The following is a 20,408-nucleotide window of genomic DNA, read 5'->3' as shown; positions in this document are numbered from 1 at the left end:
CCATCACAGAACCTCCTTCAGCGCCTGGGCATACGCAGCGCGATCAGCTTCGGTGTTGATCTCCGTGGCGGCGACCACGATGAGGTCGCGGAGCGCCGGGTTATCGTGTTCGAGGCGTGAGACTGGGACGCCGCCGAGGACTCCCCTCGCCGCGAGTTTCTCGATCACGATCGCTGCGTCGCCGGGGATGCGGATCGTGAATTCGTTGAAGAACGCCTCGTTGAGGACGGTTACGCCGGGAACCTCGGAAAGAGATTCGGCCAGCGCCACCGCGTTGGCGTGGTTGAGCGCGGCCAGGCGCGAGAGGCCGAGTTCGCCGAGCAGCGTCATGTGGATCGTGAAGGCGAGCGCGCAGAGACCGGAGTTGGTGCAGATGTTGGAGGTCGCCTTGTCGCGGCGGATGTGCTGCTCGCGCGTCGACAGCGTCAGCACGAAGCCGCGCTTGCCTTCGGCGTCGACCGTCTCGCCACACAGGCGGCCCGGCATCTGGCGGACGAATTTCTGGCGCGTGGCGAAGAGGCCGACGTAGGGGCCGCCGAAGGTCAGCGGGTTGCCGATCGACTGGCCCTCGCCGACGACGATGTCGGCGCCCTGCGCGCCCGGCGGCTCGATGGCGCCCAGCGCCACCACCTCGGTGAAGACCGCGACGAGCAGCGCGCCGACGCTGTGCGCCTTCTCGGCGATCGGGCGGAGGTCGATCAGGTGGCCGTAGAAGGACGGCGACTGGACGACGACGCAGCTCGTGTCGGCGTCGATCGAGGCGAGGATGTCCTCGGTGTTGCCGGGATCGGCGGGGAGCGGGACGATCGCGTCGCCGGCCATGCGCGACACCGTCTCGACGACGCTGCGGTATTGCGGATGCAGGCCGCCCGACAGCACCGCCTTGCGGCGCTTGGTCAGGCGGTGGGCCATGAGCACCGCCTCGGCTGTCGCGGTCGAGCCGTCGTACATCGAGGCGTTGGCGACCTCCATCGCGGTGAGGTTCGCGACCTGGGTCTGGAACTCGAACAGGTATTGCAGCGTGCCCTGCGCGATCTCGGGCTGGTACGGCGTGTAGGACGTCAGGAACTCGGACCGCTGGATCAGGTGATCGACGCTCGCCGGGACGTGGTGGCGGTAGGCGCCGGCGCCGACGAAGAACGGGACACTCGCGGCGGCGGTGTTCTTCGCCGCCATCTTGCCCAGCGTGCGCTCGACCTCGATCTCGCTTTTCGTCGTCGGCAGATCGACGAGGCCCTTGAGGCGCCTGGCGGCGGGGATGTCGGCGAACAGATCGTCGATCGACGGGACGCCGATCTTCGCCAGCATCGCGGCGCGGTCTTCGTCGGTGTTCGGCAGGTAGCGCATATGCGTTTTTCCTAGTCCTCGACGGTCTCGAGGAAGGCGGCGTAGGCCTCGCCGTCCATGAGCGCGTCGAAGTCCTTCGTGTCGGCGATCTTCAGCTTGAAGAACCAGCCCGCGCCTTCGGGATGCGTGTTGACGCTGCCCGGCGCGTCGGCGAGTGCGGCGTTGATCTCGGTGACCTCGCCGGCGACAGGCGAGAAGATTTCGCTCGCGGCCTTCACCGACTCGACGACCGCGGCCTCGTCGCCCTTGGCGAATTTCTTGCCGACGGCGGGGAGCTCGACGAAGACGATGTCGCCGAGCTGCTCCTGCGCGTACTCGCTGATGCCGACCGTTGCGGTGTTGCCTTCCAGGCGTATCCATTCGTGGTCGCGGGTGTAGCGAGTGGTCATGCGGCGGTCTCCGAAGTAATGGCGTGGGAAAGAGCCCGACCCTCACCCGAAATCGCTTTGCGATTTCGACCTCCCCGCAACGGGGAGGTAAGACAAAGGCGGGTGGTCATGGCGATCCTTTGCGGAAGTAGCGGTGAGGAACGAACGGGAGCGGCGCAACCGTCGCGGCCTGGGTGCGGCCGCGGACGCTGACGCCGAGTTTGGTGCCCGGCGCGGCGTGTGCCGGCGGGACGTAGCCCATGGCGATGGGGCGGTTGAGGCTCGGCGCGAAGCCGCCGCTGGTGACGATGCCGATCCTGGTGCCGGCGGCGTCGGTGATATCGGCGCCGTCGCGGGCGGGGGCGCCTTCGACCAGCAGGCCGACGCGAATGCGGCTGGGGCCGTTGGCGACTTCGGCAAGGATGCGCTCGGCGCCCAGAAAATCGCGGGCCTCGCGGCGGCGCTTCGATACGGCGAAGGCGAGGTTGCCCTCGATCGGGCTTGTCGTCTTGTCGAGGTCGTGGCCGTAGAGCGGCAGGCCGGCTTCCAGCCGCAGCGAGTCACGGGCGCCGAGGCCGACCGGCCTGACGCGGGAATCGGCGGCGAGAAGGTTCCAGAATTCGACGGCGTGCCCCGGGGCGACGAGGAATTCGTAGCCGTCCTCGCCGGTGTAGCCGGAGCGCGAGAAGACGACGCGGCCGCCTTTGTAGGCGAACGAGCCGCAGCCCATGAAACCGACGTCGGCGAGCTCCGGCGCCAGCAGGTCGCGCGCGACGGCGGCGGCTTCGGGGCCCTGCAGCGCGATCAGCCCGGAGATGTCGCTGCGGTTGAGCGTGCCGCGATCGGCGACCGCGACGGCGATGCGGGCGAAGTCGTTATCCTTGGTGTCGGCGTTGACGACGACGTAGAGCATCCCCGACAGAGCGGGATCGCGCGGGCGGCCGATCATCAGATCGTCGACGATGCCGCCCTCGTCGTTAAGCAGCAGCGTGTAGCGCATCTGGCCGAGCTTGAGGCCGCGGATGTCGCCGGAGACCAGCGGCTCGATCAGCGCCGCGACGGCAGCATGGTCCTTGTCAGGGTCGCCGGACTTCTTGCCGAGGATGAGAAACGACGGGCCCATATGCGACACGTCGAACAGGCCGGCGTGCTCGCGGGTCCATTTGTGCTCGGCGATGATGCCCGTCGGGTATTGCACCGGCATCGAATAGCCGGCGAACGGCACCATGCGCGCGCCCAGCGCGCGATGCGTCGCGGCGAGCAATGTCTCGCGCAGATCGGAATGGGGCGCAGGTTCGGCCAACGGCGATCCTCGGCAGTGACGGGTTCGCGATACCGGGCGACCCTGCCCGACTCGCGCCCCCTCTGTCCGAGGACCTGAGAGATTTCCCGCGCGAATTCTTTCTGGTCGCTCTGCCGGACGGAAAGGTGGTTCACGCCTTTCCTGGCAGCGCTCCAGTCGCGCGGTTACTCCTTCGGTGAGCAGGCAACGCGCCTGCCGCTTTCCAGAGTGTCGCCGACCGTCCGGTCCTTTTGCCTGAGAGTTTCCGGGGCGGTTGCTCCTTCGGCGCCGAGCACTTGCTCGGTCTCTCCCGGCGGTCGTGGCAGTCTGCCGGGATGCGACTCCTACCTCCCGGCGGAGGTCACAATAAGTGGGGCGGCGGTTGAGTCAATCGCGGCATGTGCAGGGTTGTCATGCCCGCGCAGCCGGGATCAGCCCGTCGGCGTCGGTGTCTTGGGCTTCGGCGTGCCCTCGTCGTAGCCGACGTAGATGATCAGGTCGCGGTCCTGGGGGCCGACCTCGAAGCTGATGTTGTCGACGACCGCGGTGAAGTCCGAGGCGTATTGCGGGGCCGAGATCGTGACCGGGACCTTGGTCACGTCGGAATAGAAGATGTGGTTGTCTTCCTGCTTGATGATCGCAACGCGCAGCGGCAGGACAAAGTTGCCCGGCTTGCCGAGCGGGCCGGCGGTCAGGCGGCCGGCGATGCCGACCTTGATGAGCAGCGCGCTGCCGGCGTAGTGGCATTCGCGGGCGAGCTTGGTGAGCGAGGCCTGGTAGCGGGCGAAGTTCTGGTCGTCCTCGTGGCCCTTCTCGTAGATCGCCAGCGTCTCCGTGCCGGTGCGTATCTGGACCGGCGGGCAATAGCCCTGGCTGAGGTAAGCCTCGAAATTCGCCTGGTCGGAGCCCGGGGCGGCGGTCGAATTTATCGTGCCGCCGCTTATGACCACGGCCGCGGCGGACGGCCGGCCCGGGCCGCCCGACTGGCAGCCGGCCAGGAAGGCGAGGCCGAGGGCGGCGAGGAGCAGGCGAGAATCGACGGAGGGCATGAAGGCAATTCCCCAGAGTATTGCGGCCTTTCTATAGCAGCGGCGATTGCCTAAAGCGACGGCAGTCGGCGGCAATCCCCTGCCCGGCGTGCTTGCATTCGAGGCGCGGCGGTGGCTAGGGTCGGACAAGTCTAAGGCGCGGCGGAAGGCGTTGTTTGCGCTCATGGAATACGTAAGCACCCGCGGGCAGGCGCCCACGCTTTCCTTTTCCGACGTATTGATGGCCGGGCTTGCCACCGACGGCGGGCTCTACGTGCCGGCCTCGTGGCCGCAGATTTCGCGCGCCGCAATCGCGGGCTTTGCCGGGCGGTCCTACCCCGACGTCGCTTTCGACATCGTCCAGCCGTTCGTCGGCGCCGACATCGGCGAAGCCGACCTGCGGCGGATGATCCGCACCGCCTATGCCGGCTTCGGCGACAAGGCGGTGGCGCCGCTTCGCGAGATCGCGCCCAATTCGTATGTGCTGGAGCTGTTCCACGGCCCGACGCTCGCCTTCAAGGACGTGGCGATGCAGCTCCTGGCGCAGCTTATGGACCATGTGCTGGCCAAGCGCGGCAACCGCATCACCATCGTGGGAGCGACATCGGGCGATACCGGCGCGGCGGCGATCGAGGCGTTCCGCGGGCACGCCAACATCGACGTGTTCATTCTTTTCCCGGAGGGACGCGTTTCGCCCTTCCAGCAGCGGCAGATGACGACGACGGGGGCCGCCAACGTCCACCCGATCGCGATCAAGGGCACGTTCGACGACTGCCAGGCGATCCTCAAGGCGCTGTTCAACAAGCGCGACTTCCGCGAGGCGGTGTCGCTGTCGGGCGTCAACTCGATCAACTGGGCGCGGATACTCGGACAGATCGTCTACTACTTCACCGCCGCGGCAGCACTTGGCGCGCCGGAGAAGCGCGTGTCCTTCACGGTGCCGACCGGCAACTTCGGCGATATCTTCGCCGGCTACGTCGCCAAGAAGATGGGGCTGCCGATCGAGACGCTGGTGATCGCCACCAACGTCAACGATATCCTGGCGCGGACGATCGCGACCGGGCGCTACGAGGTGCGCGGCGTCAATGCGACGACCTCGCCGTCGATGGACATTCAGGTGTCGTCGAATTTCGAGCGGCTGCTGTTCGAGGCTTATGGGCGGGACGCCGCCGCGGTCCGCGCCCTGATGGCGGACCTTGCCGCCTCCGGCTCGTTCGCGATCGCGCCGCATGCCCTCGGCCTGATCCGGGCAGATTTTGCCGCCGGCAGTGCGGACGAGGCCGAGGTCGCCGAGACCATCGCGCGGACGCTGAATGCCAGCGGTTTCCTGCCCGATCCGCACACCGCCGTAGGCCTCGCCGTGGCGCGGCGGTTCGCGCTGCCGCACGTGCCGATGGTGACGCTTGCCACCGCGCACGCGGCAAAATTTGCCGACGCAGTAAAGGCGGCAGCCGGCGTAGAACCGGCGCTTCCCGTGGGCTTTGCCCCTGTCATGGCGAAGGCGGAGCGCTACGTGACACTTGCCAACTCCGGCCAAGCGGTCGAAGACCATATCCGTGCGGCGAGCCGCGCGACTGCCGAGAAAGTATAGAGCCGATGACCGTTCGCCTGTCGCGTCTGCCTTCTGGTCTCAGCGTCGTTTCCCATCCCATGGACCATCTGGAGAGCACCGCGCTCGGGATATGGGTCGGCACCGGATCGCGCGGCGAACGCGACAACGAGCACGGGCTTTCGCATCTGCTCGAGCACATGGCCTTCAAGGGCACGCGCAAGCGCTCGGCCATCGAGATTGCCGAGGAGATCGAGGCGGTCGGCGGCGAGGTGAACGCCGCGACCAGCGTCGAGACGACCTCGTACTACGCCCGCATCCTCAAGGACGACGTCGGCCTGGCGGTCGACATCCTCGCCGACATCCTGCGCAACTCGGTCTTCGATCCAGGCGAGTTGGAGCGCGAGCAGCACGTCATCGTGCAGGAGATCGGCGCGGCGCAGGATACGCCGGACGACAAGGTCTACGACCTGTTCACCGAAGCCGCCTTCCCCAACCAGCCGATCGGGCGCTCGATCCTCGGCACGCCGGAGACAGTGGAAGCGACGCGACCGGCGATGCTCGACGAATATCTCGGGCGGCACTATCGCGGGCCGAACATGGTGCTCGCCGCGGCCGGCGCGGTCGATCACGACCTGCTGGTGAAGCTTGCCACCGAGAAGCTCGCCGATCTTTCTCCTCTTGCCGGCCCCAAGCCGCCGAAGGCGACCTATCGCGGCGGCGACCTCCGCGAGACGCGCGACCATCTGCAGGAAACGCAGGTGATGGTCGGCTTCGAAGGCCGGCCGTACACCGCGGATTCCTACTACACGGCGCAGCTTCTGGCGGCGGTGATCGGCGGCGGGATGTCGTCGCGCCTGTTCCAGGAAGTGCGCGAGAAGCGCGGCCTCTGCTACTCGATCTACGCCTTCCACTGGGGCTTCTCGGACACCGGCATGTTCGGCGTGCACGCCGCGACCGGGCCGGACGACGTCGCCGAGCTGCTGCCGGTGATGCTCGGCGAGCTGGAGCGGGCGGCACACGATATCGACCAGCGGGAACTCGACCGGGCGCGGGCGCAGCTCCGCGCCGGCCTGCTGATGACGCTGGAGTCGCCCACCGGCCGGGCCGGGCAACTGGCGCGGCAGATATTGCTGTTCGGCCGGCATATCCCGACCACGGAACTCGTCGCCAAGGTGAACGCGATCAGCGTCGCCGACGTGCGCAAGCTTGCCGGCGATATCTTTACCGGCTCGCGCCCGACGGTCGCGGCGGTCGGCGCGCTCGGCGGCATGATGGATCATGACGCGATCGCGCGCCGGTTCGGTGCGCACGCGACGGTGTAGCGATGGCGTTCCTCCGCTCCATCACCAACAACGCCACGCACCCGACGCTGCGCGGCGACCGCGTCGTGCTGCGCACGCCGGGCATCGCCGACTTCCCCCAATGGGCGAAGCTCAGGGAGGAGAGCCGCGCGTTCCTGGCGCCGTGGGAGCCCGTGTGGCCGAGCGACGACCTCACCAAGCTCGCCTTCCGCCGGCGGCTCCGGCGCTACCAGCGCGAGATTCGCAACGGCACCGGATACCCGTTTTTCGTGTTTGCCGCCGACGGCGAGACGCTGGTCGGCGGGCTGACCATGGGCCAAGTGCAGCGCGGCGTCGCGCAGACGGTGACGCTCGGCTACTGGATGGGCAAGCCGTACGCCGGCAAGGGGCTGATGACCTCGGCGGTGCGCGCGGTGGTCAACTTCGCCTTCGAGACGCTGCATCTTAACCGTGTCGAGGCGGCCTGCCTGCCGCACAACGCCGCGTCCATCCGCCTCCTCGAAAAGGTCGGATTCCAGCGCGAGGGCTACGCCCGCAAATACCTCTGCATCGACGGGCGCTGGCAGGATCACGTGCTTTATGGGCTGGTGCGCGACGACCCCCGGACCTGAGCTGCGTCCGCTCTCCCCAGGGTTTGCTGCATGGCTAACGATTGCCCTGTCGCGCCCCGGCCATCCGCATAGTAGAGTTTCGAATCGCCCGAGGGATCCGGAGGATCGTTTGTCGTTCGCGCGTCGGATCGCGGCTTTTCTGCTCCTTCTTCTGGCGTTCGGCGTCTCGAGTCTCCCGGCCTTTGCGCTCGAGGCGGCATCGGTTCCGCTGGACGGGAAGACGCTCGACCTGACGAAGGCGGTGCAGCTCTTCCGCCAGCCGGACGACCGCATCCAGATTTCGACGGCACCGGGCTCCGACGGCATCGTGCGGCGCATCGAAGTGCGGGCGCGGGAAAACCCGGGCGGGGCTTCCAACTGGGCGGTGTTCGCGCTGACCAACGGCGGCGACCAGCAGATCGACCGGCTGCTGGTGGCGCCGCACTTCCGCCTCTCCGGCTCCGGACTGTTCTGGCCCGACCTCGGCGCGGCGCGCATCGCGGCAATCACGCCCTCGCAGGGCTTCGCGCCGGACAAGCAGGACAGCCAGGACGCCGACGTCTTCCGCATCACGCTCGACCCCGGCGCGGTCGTCACCTTCGTCGCGGAACTGCGCACGCCCGAATTGCCGCAGCTCTATCTCTGGGACAGCGACGCCTACAAGGACTCGGTCAACAGCTACACGCTCTATCGCGGCATCGTGCTCGGCATCGGCGGCCTGCTCGCGCTGTTCATGACCATCGTGTTCGTAGTGCGCGGCACCGCCATGTTCCCGGCGACCGCGGCGCTCGCCTGGGCAGTGCTCGTCTACCTCTGCGTCGATTTCGGCTTCTGGAACCGCGTCATCAACATCGCGCCGGGCGCCGACCAGTCGTGGCGCGGCGGCGCCGAGGTGTTCCTCGCCGCGTCGCTGGTCATCTTCACGTACACCTACCTCAACCTCAACCGCTGGCATGTGCGCTATCGCGACGTGACCATCGGCTGGCTGATCGGGCTTGCCGTGCTGCTCGGTGTCGCCGTGATCGAGCCGTCGGTCGCTGCCGGCATCGCGCGCTTCTCCATCGGCCTGACGGGCATCCTCGGCTTCGCGGTCATCGTCTATCTCGCCACCCATAAGTACGACCGCGCGATCATGCTGATCCCGACGTGGGTGCTGCTGCTGGTGTGGACCTTCGCGGCGTGGCTGACGGTTACCGGCAGCCTCGCCAACGACGTGGTGCAGCCGGCGCTTGCCGGCGGGCTGGTGCTGATCGTGCTCCTCATCGGATTCACGGTGCTGCAGCATGCCTTCGCCGGCGGCGTCATCACGCACGGGCCGCTCGGCGAGACGGAGCGGAAGGCGCTGGCGCTGACCGGCGCCGGCGACGTGGTCTGGGACTGGGACGTGGCCCGCGACCGCATCTACACCGGCCCCGAAGCCGAGGATCTGCTGGGCCGCAAGCGCGGGACGCTGGAGGGACCGGCGCGCGACTGGCTGGAGATACTGCACCCCGGCGACCGCGACCGCTTCAAGACGACGCTGGATACGGCCGTGGAGCTTCGCCGCGGGCGCATCGCGCAGGACTTCCGCCTGCGCGCCGAGGACGGGCACTATCGCTGGTTCCATCTCCGCGCGCGGCCGATGCTCGGCACCGACGGCGAGGTGCTGCGCTGCGTTGGCACGCTGCTCGACGTGACCGAGGAGCGGAACGCCGAGGAGCGGCTGCTGCACGACGCGGTGCACGACAACCTCACCGGCCTGCCCAACCGTCAACTATTCCTCGACCGCCTCGGCTCGGCGATCACGCGCGCCACCGCCGAGAACACGACGCGGCCGTCGGTGTTCATTCTCGACATCGACCGGTTCAAGCAGGTGAACGACGGCTTCGGCATCGCGGTTGGCGATTCGATCCTGCTCACCATCGCGCGGCGCCTCGCCCGCCTGCTCAAGCAGCAGGACACCCTCGCCCGGCTTTCCGGCGACCAGTTCGCGTTCCTGCTCATCTCGGAAAACCAGCCGGAGCGGATCGCGGCCTTCGCCGAATCCGTGCGCCGGACGCTGCGCGCGCCGATCACGCTCGGCGAGAAGGAAATTTTCCTCACCGCCTCGATCGGCATCGCCATGCACGACGGCAAGCAGAACGAGCCGGAGGAGGTGATCCGCGATGCTGAGATGGGGACGTATCACGCCAAGCGGCTGGGCGGCGACCGCATCGAGGCGTTCCGCCCTGCCCTTCGCCAGCACGGCAGCGACCTCGCCACGCTGGAATCGGATCTCCGCCGCGCGCTCGGGCGCGAGGAGATCAAGGTGCTCTACCAGCCCATCGTGCGGCTGGAGGACAAGACAATCGCCGGCTTCGAAGCGCTGGTGCGCTGGGATCATCCGAAGCTCGGGCGCATCCCGCCCTCGGATTTCGTGCCGCTCGCCGAGCGCACGGGGCTGATCATCCCGCTCGGCCTGTTCGTGCTCGATCGCGCAGCGAAGCAGCTCGCCGACTGGCAGGAGGGCCTCGGGCGCAACACGTCGCTGTTCGCATCGGTCAACGTCTCCAGCCGCCAGCTTCTGCGACACGACCTGATCAACGACGTGAAGGCCGTGCTGGTGCGCTCCAACCTCAAGCGCGGATCGCTGAAGCTGGAGGTGACCGAAAGCCTGGTGATGGAGAATCCGGAATACGCGGCACAGGTGTTGTCGCGCGTCCGCGAACTCGGCGCCGGGCTATCACTCGACGATTTCGGCACCGGGTATTCGTCGCTGTCCTACCTGCAGCGCTTCCCGTTCGACACGATCAAGATCGACCAGACCTTCGTGCGCGGCCAGGGGCTCGGCGACCGCCGCGTCATCCTGCGCTCGATCATCACGCTGGCGCACGATCTCGGCATGGACGTCGTGGCGGAGGGGGCGGAGTCGGAGGCGGATGCCGACGAGCTGCTCGAGCTCGGCTGCGAGTTCGTGCAGGGCTTCCTCTACGGCCAACCGATGACGGCGGCCGAGGCCAGCCGCCTGATCTTCCGCAAGGCCGACGTCGACGAGGACGAGGCGATCGGGGCCTAACCTTGACAGCGACGGGGCTGGAGCCCAATTCAGCCGCCATGGCCGCCAAGCCGCATCTCGACGTCCTGCTCTGTAGCCCGCGCGGATTCTGCGCCGGCGTCGACCGCGCCATCCAGATCGTCGAGCTGGCGCTCGAGAAATACGGCGCGCCGGTCTATGTGCGCCACGAGATCGTGCACAACCGCTATGTCGTCGATGGGCTGAAGGCGAAGGGCGCGGTGTTCGTCGAGCATCTCGCCGAGATCCCGGAGACGACGCAGCCGGTGATCTTCTCGGCGCACGGCGTCGCCAAGGCGGTGCCGGACGAGGCGCGGCTGCGCAATCTCTTCCATCTCGATGCGACCTGCCCGCTGGTCACCAAGGTGCACCGCGAGGCGGAGATTCATTTCAAGCGCGGACGCGAGATCGTGCTGATCGGGCACGCCGGGCATCCGGAGGTCGCCGGCACCATGGGGCAGTTGCCGGAGGGCGCGATCACGCTGATCGAGACCGAGGCGGATGCACGCGCCTTCCAGCCGAAGTCGGCGAAGCAACTGGCGTTCATCACGCAGACGACGCTGTCGGTCGACGACACCGCCGCGATCGTCGCGATCCTGTCGGCCCGCTTCCCGGAGATGGTGGCGCCGCACAAGGAAGACATCTGCTACGCCACGACCAACCGGCAGGAAGCGGTGAAGCGTATCGCCTCGAGCATCGATGCGATGATCGTGATCGGCGCGCCGAACTCGTCCAACTCGCAGCGGCTGCGCGAAGTGGCGGAACGGGCCGGATGCCCAGTATCGCTGCTGGTGCAGCGGGCATCGGAGATCGACTGGACGCGGCTGGGCAATATCCGGCGCGTCGGCATCACCGCCGGGGCGTCGGCGCCGGAGGTGCTGGTCGAGGAAGTGATCGACGCGTTTGCGGCGCGCTTCGACGTCAAGGTCGAGGCGGTCACCGCCGCCGAGGAGTCGGTGACCTTCAACCTGCCGCGGGCGTTGCGGGAGCCGACTGCGGCATAGTTCAGCGCGTGGGGATCGTCCCGGGTCCCGCTTTCGCGGAGACGAGCGGAGCAGGCGTCAGCTATCGAACAGCAACGCGATGCCGACGATGACCAGCGCCATGCCGGCGAGGTCGCGGCCACTCAGCTTCTGCGTGAACAGGCGGCGCGAGATGGCGCCGGCGATCAGGATCTCGACCAGCCCCAGCGTGCGGACGCGCGCCGGCGACTGGATGGCGAACGCCAGGAACCACATCTCCGAAGCGAAGGCGCCGAGGAAGCCGGCCGGCAGCGATGGGCGCCAGGCGCGGAGCACGCCTCGCAGCACGTCCGGATCGCGGAACCAGAGCCACGCCGACAGCAGCACGGTCTGGATTGCCAGCGACAACGCGAGCGTGACGGTCGCCGCCGGGATGTAGTCGGCGTTGAGCGCGCCGATGCCGCCGCGGAACGCGACCGCGGCGAACGCGAACAGGCCGCCCGAGACGATGCCGAGGATCGCCGGGCGCCACGAGAAGATTTCCCCGCCGGCCTTTGACGGCCACGACAGCGCCAGCACACCGGCGGTGGCGACGAGGATCGCGGCGGCAAGCACCGGCGTCACCTGCTCGCCGAGGAAGACGACCGCGAACAGCGCGACCTGCACCGGCTCGGTCTTGGTGTAGGCCGTGGTGACCACGAACGAGCGCTCGCGCATCGCTGCCAGCATCAGCGCGGTGGCAACGATCTGGCTGACGGCGCCGAGCGCGGTCCACGTCACGGTCGCCATGGTCAGCGCCGGCAACGGCCCGGCGAACACGGCGACGATCGCCAGCGCCAGCAGCCCGAACGGCAGGCCGAACAGGAAGCGGATATGGGTCGCGCCGGCGGTGCCCAGCGTCTCGGTCAGGCTGCGCTGGGTGGCGTTGCGGAAGGTCTGGGCGGTCGCGGCGATGAGCGTGAATACGACCCAGGCCCATGCGGGGGCGGTCATTGCGGCAAACTTTCGGGGACGGCGTTTGGACGGGCGTTGCCTAGCACGGCGCGGCGTGGGATCAAACGCGCCGGAGTGTCCTGGCAATGGCCGTCTACACCGAAATCCCCGACGAGGCGTTCGACGCCTTCATGGCGAAGTACGACCTCGGCGCCGTGCTGTCGCTGAAGGGGATCGCCGAGGGCGTCGAGAACTCGAACTATCTTCTCTCGACCGAGCAGGGGCAGTTCATCCTCACGCTCTATGAGAAGCGGGTCGACCCGGCCGACCTGCCGTTCTTCATCGGGCTGATGGAGTATCTCGCCGGGCGCGGCATCTCGTGTCCCCTGCCCGTCCGCGACAGGAGCGGCATGGCGCTCGGCATGCTTGCCGGACGGCCGGCCGCGATCGTGACGTTTCTTTCCGGGCTCGGCGTGCGGCGGCCGACCGCGCAGCATTGCGGCGCCGTCGGCGAGGCGCTGGCGCGGCTGCATCTTGCCGGCGACGGATTCGCGCTGAAGCGGAAGAATGCGCTTTCGGTCGAAGGCTGGCGGCCGCTGTTCGAGATGTGCACCGGGCGCGCCGATACCGTGCAGATGGGGCTTGGCGCGGAGATCAGCGACGAACTCGGCTTCCTCGAGACGCATTGGCCGAGCGGACTGCCGAGCGGCGTGATCCACGCTGACCTCTTCCGCGACAACGTCTTCTTCCTCGCCGGCAAGCTGTCGGGGATCATCGACTTCTATTTCGCGTGCAACGACATGCTCGCGTACGACGTCGCGATCTGCCTCAACGCGTGGTGCTTCGAGGTGGACGGATCGCTGAACGTGACCAAGGCGCGGGCGCTCCTCGGCGGCTATCAGGCGGTGCGTAAATTCGACGCCGATGAAATCGCGGCGCTGCCGCTTCTGGCGCGCGGATCGGCGCTGCGCTTCCTGCTGACGCGGCTCTACGACTGGCTCGAGGTGCCCGAGGGCGCGCTGGTCGTGCCCAAGGATCCGCTCGAATATTACCGCAAGCTCCGCTTCCACCGCAGCGTGACGGACGCCAGCGCCTACGGGCTGACGGCGTGAGCGATAAGAAGCGCGTCGAGATCTGGAGCGACGGCGCCTGCTCGGGCAATCCCGGGCCGGGCGGCTGGGGCGCCGTGCTGATGTGGGACGGGCACGAGAAGGACCTCAAGGGCGGCGAGGCGCTGACCACCAACAACCGCATGGAGCTGACCGCGGCGATCGAGGCGCTGTCGGCGCTCAAGGGCCCGACGGCGGTCGATTTCTACACCGACTCGCAATACGTGCGCGGCGGCGTCATGGGCTGGGTGGCGGGCTGGAAAAGGAACGGCTGGAAGACGAGCGATCGTAAGCCGGTGAAGAATGTCGACCTGTGGCAGAAGCTCGATGCTTTGGCGGCCAAGCATGACGTGAAGTGGCACTGGGTGAAAGGGCATGCGGGCACGCACGGCAACGAGCGGGCGGACGTGCTGGCAAACGAGGGATGGCGCCGTTCAAGCCGGCGAAGCGGAAGTAGCTTCTGCTCTGTGCCGCTGTCGGCCTCGCCACCCGCGCTGCCGCCCGGGCGATGGCGGCTCCGCCGCCACCTCCCCACCACTGTCATCCTTCGGCGCGGCGGAGCCGCGACCGGAGGACCTATCGCGGCATAATCATTATTGGAGCGATATGCTGAAGCTGGTCCTCCGGTCGGCGCTGCGCGCCGCCGAAGGATGACAGCGGGGGGCTGATGGCGTCGTTGAACTACACGCTGCTGTCATGCCGGGCAGGCGGGCATCCGGTAAGCAACGAACGGTCAATGTGTACTGGGTCCCCGCCTTCGCGGGGACGACAGTCAGTGGATTTTAAAGCTGCCCCAGAATCGTCGCCGCGCCCGTCGTCTGGATGCCCTTGCCGCCGTCCGGCTCGAAGTTCAGCGTCTTGACGACGCCGTCTTCCACCAGCGCCGAGAACCGGCGGACGCGGGTGCCCATGCCGGGGATCTTGATGGCGAGGCCCAGCGCGCCGGCGTAGACGGCGTCGCCGTCGGCGACGAAGTCGATCTTGCCGTGGCCGCCGAGCGACTCGCTCCAGGTCTTCATGACGTGATGGTCGTTGACGGCCATGACGACGATGCGGTCGACGCCCTTGGCTTTCAGCTCGCCGGCGTGGGTGACGAACTGCGGGATGTGCGCCTTGTGGCAGGTCGAGGTGAAGGCGCCGGGGACGCCGACGAACACCACCTTCTGGCCCTTGAAGAGATCGGAGACCGGCACTTCCTTCACCGAGTCGTCGTCCTGCTTTACCCGGAACGTGCCTTCCGGAAGGCGATCGCCCACCTTGATCATGTCGCTGCTGCCTGTTGCTAGTTGAGGGTGAGAGTCTGGTCTATCGCCTTGGCGCCGGACTGGATAGTCAGCCGGAATTTCGCGCCGGCGATCGGCGTCTTGGCGCCGGTGCGGGAGAACGCGACATCCCACGCGGGCTTGTCGCCCGGGACAAACTCGGGCGTGTAGGGCGCCCAGTCATCCGGACCTTCGACGAAAACGACGGCGTTCTCCGCATCCGGCACCGTGCCGGTGAAGCGGAAGATGGGCCGCGGTCGGTGCCGCCGTTGCGCGTCACGGTATCCAGCGCAAATGCGCCGGGCTGCGTGGCGCCGGGAACGCGGGCTCGGGCGGCGGAGATTTCCTTGTCCGCCGCCGCGTCCCTTTCGCCGGCCGGAACGGCGAGCGTCACCGAGACGTCCTCCGGCACGCAGACCTGCTGACAGACGCCGAGGTGCAGCGTGAGGCCGACATCGATCGGCCGGGACGGATCGGGGATCGCTATCGACACCGGGAAGACGACGCTGCCGACGTAGACGTTGGTCACCGTGTCGGCACCGTCATCCTGGCGCGTCGGAACAGGATAGGCGATTTCCGTCGCGCCAACGTTCTGCGACGCCCTGAAATCGAACAGCGGCGCGATGCCGGCATCGCCCGGGTTGCGCCAGTAGGTCGTCCAGCCGTCGGGCAGTGCGATCTCGACGCCGGCGGCGAGCTTGCCGTCCGCGCCGATGCCGGAGGCGAGCAGCCGCACCTCGGCGCGCTGGCCCTTGACCCAGTCGCCGACGGCGGCATGGGCGGCGATGCTGGGCAGCGTTAACAGCGCGGCGAGGATGACGGCGGATTTCATGGCGCGGAACATAGCGGCAGCGGCGCTGGTGGAACAACAACCATGGCTCATTTGTTCGTGACCGCGCAGCTTCCCGGCGTGCGCTGCGACTGCGGCGCACTTTCCTTTTGACTCCGGCGTGGTAGCTTTTTCCGGCAATGGCCAGGCTTCCTCTCGTCAGTGCGCGAGGCACGTCCGGTCGGGGCTATCTCGACGGCCAGTTCCTCATTGCCATGCCCTCGATCAGCGAGGGGCCGTTCGCGCGCACCGTCGTCTACGTGTGCGCCCATTCGGCTGAGGGCGCGATGGGCATCACGATCAACCAGCTGGCGCAGAAGATCACGTTCCGCGATCTGCTGGTGCAGCTCGACATCATCCCCGAGGGGCCCGAGATACGCCTGCCGGGGCCGGCGGGGCGGATGCAGGTGCACCGCGGCGGGCCGGTCGAGACCGGGCGCGGGTTCGTGCTGCACTCGTCGGACTACTACGTCGAGAATTCGACGCTGCCGATCGACGAGCGCGTGTCGCTGACGGCGACGCTGGAGATCCTGAAGGCGATAGCGGCGGGCAACGGGCCGGAGCGCGCGATGCTGGCGCTCGGCTACGCCGGATGGTCGCCGGGGCAGCTCGACAGCGAGATCCAGGCGAACGGGTGGCTGCATTGCCCAGCGCTCCCCGAGCTGATCTTCGATCCGGACCTCGAGACGAAATACGGGCGGGCGCTATCGACGATGGGTGTCGATCTCGGGCGGCTCTCGGGCGAAGCCGGTCACGCGTAGCGCCATCGAAGGCGGTCCCCCACCCGTCCGGCTTCGCCGGCCACCCTCCCCGCAAGGGGGAGGGAAAGCGGAGTTTGTGTTCGCCGGCGGCGCCGCACACTCCTACCTCCCCCTTGCGGGGGAGGTCGAAATCGCGAGGCGATTTCGGGTGGGGGATCGCGTTTTGTCAGCTTTCGCGCTGACGCAGCCTTCCAACGGCGAACGCGATGAACACGCCCGCGCAGCACGCCGCCAGCCCGAACCACGTAATCGCGTAACCCGAGATGACTGTTCGGGAAGTCGACGATCGTTTCCCCCGCCTTGCGGAATACCGCCCGGCAAAGACGGATCGTAGTTCGCGTCGATGATATACGGCGCCGGCGGCGGGAGCGCCGCGGCGGCGGCGAACAGCGCGGGATCGCGCGAGAACCATTCGTTCTTGGCGACGTCGTCGCCGGGCATGAACCAGGCGCGGTCGGCCGGGCGGCGCAAAAGCCGGTCACCGCCGTCTCGCCTTCGATCTGGCCTGCGGCGCGGGTCGCGGGATCGCGCTTCTCGTTCGGCACGAAGCCGCGGTTGACGTAGACGGTCCAGCCGGCGTCGGTCGTGAGCGGCGTCATCACCTCGTAGCCGACGCCGCCGACCGGGCCCTTGGGCGAGGTCAGCGTGTAGATGACATGAGCCTCGTGGGCGTTGTCGAATTTTCCGCTGACGGTGACCGGCTGGTATTCGAGCGCGTCGATGTCGAGGGTCGGCCACGACACGGGGCCGGGCGCCGCGACCGGCGCGGCGGTCATGCGCGCCGAGACTTGCGCGATCAGATTTTCCTTCCAGGCGAGGCGCTCGACCTGCCAGACGCCGAGGCCGATCAGGATGGCGCAGGCGATGACGTGGCGATCGCGGGGGCGATGAGTTTGCGCAAGGCGGGCGCGGTTCATCCTTGGTCGAGCTGACCGAGCTCGGCCTTGTGCTTGTATTGCTGCGCGATCATCAGGCCCTTGAGCGGGCGGAGCAGGCCAATCGACAGCCCGAGGATCAGCGGGACCCACAGCACGGCGTGCAGCCAGTACGGCGGGTGGAAGGTAAACTCGACGAATAGCGCCAGGCCGACGACGATGAAGCCGACGATCATCATGATGAAGACGGCGGGTCCGTCGCCGGAGTCGGCGAAGGAGAAATCGAGGCCGCAGTTGGAGCAGCGCGGCGCGACCGTCAGGAAGCCTTCGAACAGGCGGCCTTCGCCGCAGCGCGGGCAGCGGCCGCTCCAGCCGATCGAGGCGGGCAACGGCGGGTAGATGGCTTTGTCTTCGGGGTGCATCGTTTCACTTATATAGGGCGCGCCCGACGGACGTGGTTCCCCACCCACCACGCTTCGCGCGGTCCCCCCTCCCCGGAATGGGGAGGGATAAGCAGAATTTGCCGAGGCGCCTTCCGGCCCTCGCTTACGCTCGTGCGTTCGTCACTCGAAACATGCCACCGGCATGTTTCGCCCGGACCGTTCCTCACCCCTTGTGGATGACCGCGCCCCAGCCGCCCCAGATGTAGATCGAGAAGAAGAGGAACAGCCAGACCACGTCGACGAAGTGCCAGTACCACGCGGCGGCCTCGAAGCCGAAGTGCTGCTGCGGCGTGAACTCGCCGCGATAGGCGCGCACCAGGCAGACGATCAGGAAGATCGTGCCGACGATGACGTGGAAGCCGTGGAAGCCCGTCGCCATGAAAAACGTGGCGCCGTAGATGCTGCCGCCGAAGGAGAAGGCGGCGTGCGAATATTCGTAGGCCTGCACGCTGGTGAAGATGAGGCCGAGGATGACGGTGATAGTCAGGCCCCAGATGAGGCCCTTGCGGTCGCCGTGAATCAGCGAATGGTGAGCCCAGGTGACCGTCGTGCCCGAGGTCAGCAGGATCAGCGTGTTGAGGAGCGGCAGGTGCCACGGGTCGAACACCTCGATGCCGGTGGGCGGCCAGTGGCCGCCGGTGAAAGTGACCTTGGTCACCTGGATGGCGTCATCGACGGTCAGGCTCGAGTCGAAGAAGGCCCAGAACCAGGCGACGAAGAACATCACCTCGGAGGCGATGAACAGGATCATGCCGTAGCGCAGGCCGATCTGGACGACGCGGGTGTGGAAGCCCTCGTTCGATTCCTTGATGACGTCGCTCCACCACGCCAGCATCGTGTAGAGCACGCCGAGGAAGCCCGGCAGCACCAGCCAGACCGAGCCGCCGTGCATGTAGTTGATCAGGCCGAGCGCCATCACGAACGCCGAGATGGCGCCGATCACCGGCCATGGGCTGGGGTCGACCAGGTGGTAGGGATGCTGCTTGGTGGCGTGCGTGTCAGCCATCGGACTGGCTCCGGGTCATCATAGCGGGTTGGTGGCGGATACCGGCGCGGCGTTGCTCGCGACGGGCTTCGGCGCCGCGGGTGCGGCGGGGTAGAACGTATAGGACAGCGTGATCGTGTCGATGTTGCTCATGTCGAGGTCGTGCAACATCGCCGGATCGACGAAGAAGGTGACCGGCAGTTCCTGCGGCTTATGCGGGTCGAGCGTCTGCTCGGTGAAGCAGAAGCAGGCGAGCTTGTTGAAGTAGGCGCCGGCGACGTCCGGCGAGACGTTGAACACCGCCGAGCCGGTCGATGTTGTGTCCATGATGTTTTCGGCGCGGAAGTTCATCGTGCCTATCTCGCCGAGCTTCAAACGAACCGAGCGCTGGTCGGGGCGGAAGCTCCAGCCGAGGCCGTTGCCGACGTTGGCGTCGAAGCGGACGGTGACGTACTGATCGACGATCTTGTCCGGCGCCTTCTCGGCGCGCTGGACGGTGCCGTTGTAGCCGGTCGCCTGGCAGAAGATGCGGTAGAGCGGCACGGCGGCGAAGGACGCGCCGACCATCGCCACCACAAACACCGCGCAGGCGGCGGCGGTGACGCCGAAGTTCACGCGGCGGCGGGGCTCCGGGGTTTTGGGGGCCTCGGTCATCAGCCGCCACCCGCGGCGATGTTGCCGCCGATCTTGGCGATGGTGACGACGTAGAAGATCGCGACGAAGGCGAACAGCGCCAGCGCGATCGCGACCGAGCGGGCGCGGCGGCGCTTCAACTGCGCGGCGGTCAGGCGGACGCCCTCTTCCGCGACTTCGGTCACGCGAGCCTCCCGAAGCCGTCCTCGACCAGAAGGATGGCGAAGAGGAGGAACAGGTAGAGCATCGAATAGGCGAACAGGCGGCGGGCCGGCTTCATCTCGATGTCCGTCTCCGGCATGCGGTAGACGGTCCAGGCGAGGTAGACGAACAGCGCGCCGAGCAATGCCGCGACGACGCCGTAAGCCGGCGTGGCGAAATGGAGCAGCGGCGGGACGATCGCGGCGGTGAGCGTCAGCACGACCGAGTAGATCAGGATCTGCAGCTTGGTGGTCGCGGCGCCGGAGACGACCGGCAGCATCGGCACGCCGGCCTTGGCGTAGTCGTCGCTGCGATAGAGCGACAGCGCCCAGAAGTGCGGCGGCGTCCACAGGAAGATGATCAGGAAAAGAATCAGCGGCTCGATCGAGACGGAGTTGGTGACCACCGCCCAGCCGATGACCGGCGGCAGCGCGCCGGCGGCGCCGCCGATGACGATGTTCTGCGGCGTCAGCCGCTTCAGCCACATCGTGTAGACGACGACGTAGAAGAAGATTGTGAAGGCGAGCAGCGCCGCGGCAAGCGTGTTCGTGGCGAGGCCGAGGAAGGTGACCGAGGCGACCGCCAGCGTCAGGCCGAAGCCCAGCGCGTCGCCGGGCTGCAGGCGGCCGGCGGGGATCGGGCGCGGCGCGGTGCGGCGCATCAGGCGGTCGATATCGGCATCGAACCACATGTTGAGGGCGCCGGCGGCCCCTGCCCCGACCGCGATTGCCGCGAGCGCGGCGGCGCCGATGATCGGGTTGACGTGGCCGGGCGCGATGGCCATGCCGACCAGCGCCGTGAAGACGACCAGCGACATGACGCGCGGCTTGAGCAGCGCGACGTAGTCACGGACGTTGCCGAGGCCGATGTCGGCCTCGAGCGTGGCGTCGTCGGATGTCTCGTTCAGCGCCATCAC

General features: G+C 67.7%; 20 protein-coding genes, 1 pseudogene and 1 riboswitch. Of the genes and pseudogenes, 8 read left to right on the top strand and 13 right to left on the bottom strand.

Translation table 11 applies throughout. The features are described from left to right. Positions 1 to 3 precede the first annotated feature (3 nt). The 4 genes from gcvPA to WDM94_06250 form a co-directional block, all read right to left on the bottom strand. Positions 4 to 1,347 carry an aminomethyl-transferring glycine dehydrogenase subunit GcvPA gene (gene gcvPA, locus WDM94_06265; protein ID MEJ0012228.1) on the bottom strand — a complete coding sequence of 448 codons (1,344 nt, stop codon included), beginning with the start codon at positions 1,345 to 1,347 and terminating at the stop codon, positions 4 to 6. A gap of 11 nt (positions 1,348 to 1,358) precedes the next feature. Then, a complete protein-coding gene (gene gcvH / locus WDM94_06260) occupies positions 1,359 to 1,736 on the bottom strand; it encodes a glycine cleavage system protein GcvH (protein MEJ0012227.1) in 378 nt (125 codons plus the stop codon). A gap of 106 nt (positions 1,737 to 1,842) precedes the next feature. After that, positions 1,843 to 3,018 (bottom strand): glycine cleavage system aminomethyltransferase GcvT, encoded by a 1,176-nt coding sequence (gcvT, locus tag WDM94_06255; protein ID MEJ0012226.1) that lies wholly within the window; start codon positions 3,016 to 3,018, stop codon positions 1,843 to 1,845. A 212-nt stretch (positions 3,019 to 3,230) separates the two neighbouring features. Next, positions 3,231 to 3,320: riboswitch (glycine riboswitch) on the bottom strand. 108 nt (positions 3,321 to 3,428) lie between these two features. Next, a complete protein-coding gene (locus WDM94_06250) occupies positions 3,429 to 4,046 on the bottom strand; it encodes a hypothetical protein (protein MEJ0012225.1) in 618 nt (205 codons plus the stop codon). Positions 4,047 to 4,209: 163 nt separating this feature from the next. Here WDM94_06250 and thrC point away from each other — a divergent pair, with 163 nt between their 5' ends. The 5 genes from thrC to ispH all read left to right on the top strand — a co-directional run bounded on the left by thrC (position 4,210) and on the right by ispH (position 11,503). Continuing rightward, positions 4,210 to 5,616 (top strand): threonine synthase, encoded by a 1,407-nt coding sequence (thrC, locus tag WDM94_06245; GenBank protein MEJ0012224.1) that lies wholly within the window; start codon positions 4,210 to 4,212, stop codon positions 5,614 to 5,616. Between the two features lie 5 nt (positions 5,617 to 5,621). Continuing rightward, positions 5,622 to 6,899, top strand: coding sequence for a pitrilysin family protein (locus tag WDM94_06240; protein MEJ0012223.1), 1,278 nt, complete (start codon positions 5,622 to 5,624; stop codon positions 6,897 to 6,899). A 2-nt stretch (positions 6,900 to 6,901) separates the two neighbouring features. After that, positions 6,902 to 7,489: a GNAT family protein gene (locus WDM94_06235; protein MEJ0012222.1), complete on the top strand. Its 588-nt coding sequence runs from the start codon at positions 6,902 to 6,904 to the stop codon at positions 7,487 to 7,489. A gap of 127 nt (positions 7,490 to 7,616) precedes the next feature. Further along, positions 7,617 to 10,502, top strand: coding sequence for an EAL domain-containing protein (locus tag WDM94_06230; protein MEJ0012221.1), 2,886 nt, complete (start codon positions 7,617 to 7,619; stop codon positions 10,500 to 10,502). 38 nt (positions 10,503 to 10,540) lie between these two features. Next, positions 10,541 to 11,503, top strand: coding sequence for a 4-hydroxy-3-methylbut-2-enyl diphosphate reductase (ispH, locus tag WDM94_06225; GenBank protein MEJ0012220.1), 963 nt, complete (start codon positions 10,541 to 10,543; stop codon positions 11,501 to 11,503). A 57-nt stretch (positions 11,504 to 11,560) separates the two neighbouring features. On the opposite strand, the gene WDM94_06220 is transcribed toward ispH, so the two are convergent. Next, positions 11,561 to 12,454, bottom strand: coding sequence for a DMT family transporter (locus WDM94_06220; GenBank protein ID MEJ0012219.1), 894 nt, complete (start codon positions 12,452 to 12,454; stop codon positions 11,561 to 11,563). 86 nt (positions 12,455 to 12,540) lie between these two features. On the opposite strand from WDM94_06220, the gene WDM94_06215 reads away from it, so the two are divergent. Continuing rightward, on the top strand, positions 12,541 to 13,506 hold the full coding sequence (locus WDM94_06215) for a homoserine kinase (GenBank protein ID MEJ0012218.1): 966 nt from the start codon (positions 12,541 to 12,543) through the stop codon (positions 13,504 to 13,506). Continuing rightward, a pseudogene (gene rnhA, locus WDM94_06210) lies at positions 13,503 to 13,928 on the top strand (ribonuclease HI). Before WDM94_06215 ends, rnhA begins: the two are co-directional and overlap by 4 nt. A gap of 357 nt (positions 13,929 to 14,285) precedes the next feature. Here the strand turns inward: rnhA and WDM94_06205 are convergent. Both WDM94_06205 and WDM94_06200 read right to left on the bottom strand, forming a co-directional pair. Further along, a complete protein-coding gene (locus WDM94_06205) occupies positions 14,286 to 14,768 on the bottom strand; it encodes a peroxiredoxin (GenBank protein MEJ0012217.1) in 483 nt (160 codons plus the stop codon). A gap of 67 nt (positions 14,769 to 14,835) precedes the next feature. Beyond that, on the bottom strand, positions 14,836 to 15,597 hold the full coding sequence (locus WDM94_06200; GenBank protein MEJ0012216.1) for a protein-disulfide reductase DsbD domain-containing protein: 762 nt from the start codon (positions 15,595 to 15,597) through the stop codon (positions 14,836 to 14,838). A gap of 137 nt (positions 15,598 to 15,734) precedes the next feature. Here WDM94_06200 and WDM94_06195 point away from each other — a divergent pair, with 137 nt between their 5' ends. Then, a complete protein-coding gene (locus tag WDM94_06195; GenBank protein MEJ0012215.1) occupies positions 15,735 to 16,355 on the top strand; it encodes a YqgE/AlgH family protein in 621 nt (206 codons plus the stop codon). Here the strand turns inward: WDM94_06195 and WDM94_06190 are convergent. From WDM94_06190 to WDM94_06165, 6 genes are all read right to left on the bottom strand, one after another. Then, entirely contained in the window at positions 16,346 to 17,272 is a 927-nt protein-coding gene (locus tag WDM94_06190; protein ID MEJ0012214.1) for an SURF1 family cytochrome oxidase biogenesis protein, read from the bottom strand. The two genes, WDM94_06195 and WDM94_06190, sit on opposite strands and share 10 nt — an antisense overlap. Further along, the gene (locus WDM94_06185) at positions 17,269 to 17,652 is read right to left on the bottom strand and encodes a DUF983 domain-containing protein (protein MEJ0012213.1); all 384 of its coding nucleotides are present in this window, start codon (positions 17,650 to 17,652) and stop codon (positions 17,269 to 17,271) included. The genes WDM94_06190 and WDM94_06185 overlap by 4 nt, the downstream gene beginning before the upstream one ends. A gap of 184 nt (positions 17,653 to 17,836) precedes the next feature. Beyond that, the gene (locus tag WDM94_06180; GenBank protein ID MEJ0012212.1) at positions 17,837 to 18,679 is read right to left on the bottom strand and encodes a cytochrome c oxidase subunit 3; all 843 of its coding nucleotides are present in this window, start codon (positions 18,677 to 18,679) and stop codon (positions 17,837 to 17,839) included. 18 nt (positions 18,680 to 18,697) lie between these two features. Continuing rightward, positions 18,698 to 19,312, bottom strand: coding sequence for a cytochrome c oxidase assembly protein (locus WDM94_06175; GenBank protein MEJ0012211.1), 615 nt, complete (start codon positions 19,310 to 19,312; stop codon positions 18,698 to 18,700). Then, positions 19,312 to 19,476 (bottom strand): hypothetical protein, encoded by a 165-nt coding sequence (locus tag WDM94_06170; protein ID MEJ0012210.1) that lies wholly within the window; start codon positions 19,474 to 19,476, stop codon positions 19,312 to 19,314. The genes WDM94_06175 and WDM94_06170 overlap by 1 nt, the downstream gene beginning before the upstream one ends. Next, complete coding sequence (locus tag WDM94_06165; protein ID MEJ0012209.1) at positions 19,473 to 20,405, bottom strand: heme o synthase; 933 nt, start codon at positions 20,403 to 20,405, stop codon at positions 19,473 to 19,475. Before WDM94_06165 ends, WDM94_06170 begins: the two co-directional genes overlap by 4 nt. Positions 20,406 to 20,408 lie beyond the last annotated feature (3 nt).

The organism is Bauldia sp., assembly GCA_037200845.1.
Taxonomy (GTDB): domain Bacteria; phylum Pseudomonadota; class Alphaproteobacteria; order Rhizobiales; family Kaistiaceae; genus DASZQY01.
This window is presented reverse-complemented; position numbering and strand designations above follow the sequence as displayed.